Genomic DNA, 1,260 nt, shown 5'->3' on the forward strand with positions numbered 1-1,260 from the left:
GGTCGGTGCTGTCGGTGGACTATCAGCGCATCCTTGAGGCCCTGGCGGACCGACACCGGCTCCATCAAGGGCCGCTGACCTGCCAGGAGTTGGCCACCTTGTTCGGCCTGGACGCGGTGCCGGCCAAAGTGGAGGCTCTGCGGTCGAAGGCGAAACGCCTGGTCGCGCGGGGTTGGCTGGCCGAGCGGCAGCCGGGCCGGTTCACCCTCGCCCAGGGCTTGGCCGGGCAAGGCGGCGCGTCATGAGCAGGGTCATCGACCAGTAGATCATCGCTTCGGCGCTGGTGGTGCGGCGCTCGAAGTCGCGTGCCAGGCGGCGGGTGCGCATCAGGTGGGCGAAGAGGCGCTCGACGATCCACCGCTTGGGCAGCACCACGAAGCCGCGCATGTCGTCGCTGCGTTTGACGATCGCCAGGACCAGCCCGAGCGTGACCAGGCAGTACTCGATGAGACTGCCGGTGTAGCCGGCGTCGGCCCAGACCAGGGCGAGGCGGTGGTGCGCGTCGGCGACCTGCCCGAGCAGCACCTGGGCGGCGATGCGGTCGCCGGTGTCCGCGGCGGTGACCATCACGCCCAGCAGCAGGCCGAGGGTGTCGACCACGACGTGCCGCTTGCGGCCATTGATCAGCTTGCCGCCGTCGAAGCCACGGCTGTCGGAGCCGACGACGGCGTCCGCCTTGACGGACTGCGAGTCGATCACACCCGCACTCGGCTCCGTGTCGCGGCCCAGCCTCTCGCGGACCCTGGCGCGCAGCCGGTCGTGGAACTCCCTGACCAGGGCATGGTCGCGCCAGCGGCGGAAAAACGCGTAGACCCGGTCCCACGGCGGGAAGTCAGACGGCATCGCCCGCCACTTGATGCCATTGTCGACGAGGTAGCGGATCGCATCGAGTATCGCCCGGTGGCAGTACGCCTCCGGCTGCCCTCCCCGGCCGCGCATCCAGCCCGGCACCGGCAGCAGTGGCCGGACCACGGCCCACTCCGCGTCCGTCATGTCCGAGGGATACCGCCGAACACGTTCCGGGTGATCGGCTGCGTTTCCGAACCGGTGAGCGACACAATCACACGTCGGTGCAGCCGAGTTGAACTCCACCGGCACGAGCACGTACAACTGCGGCAACAGGGTCTCCTGGATCTCGGTTGGCTTCGCAACCCCGAGCTACCAAGAGGCCCTGCCTTCATGCCCGCAGCCAGCGGCAACCACCCGATCGAGCACCCCGTTCGACATACAGCCCTCAAGATCGGAACGAAAACAGCCACT

1 protein-coding gene and 1 pseudogene are annotated in these 1,260 nt (G+C 68.7%); one reads left to right on the plus strand and one right to left on the minus strand.

All coding sequences use genetic code 11. The features are described 5' to 3' along the window. Positions 1-245, plus strand: a pseudogene (locus ABTX62_RS37820) (hypothetical protein); the annotation flags it as partial. Here the strand turns inward: ABTX62_RS37820 and ABTX62_RS37825 are convergent. Then, positions 202-993 carry an IS5 family transposase gene (locus tag ABTX62_RS37825; RefSeq protein ID WP_352120416.1) on the minus strand — a complete coding sequence of 264 codons (792 nt, stop codon included), beginning with the start codon at positions 991-993 and terminating at the stop codon, positions 202-204. The pseudogene ABTX62_RS37820 and the gene ABTX62_RS37825 sit on opposite strands and share 44 nt — an antisense overlap. Positions 994-1,260: the final 267 nt, after the last annotated feature.

The sequence above is a fragment of the Streptomyces sp. NPDC096046 genome (genome assembly GCF_040303285.1).
GTDB lineage: Bacteria > Actinomycetota > Actinomycetes > Streptomycetales > Streptomycetaceae > Streptomyces.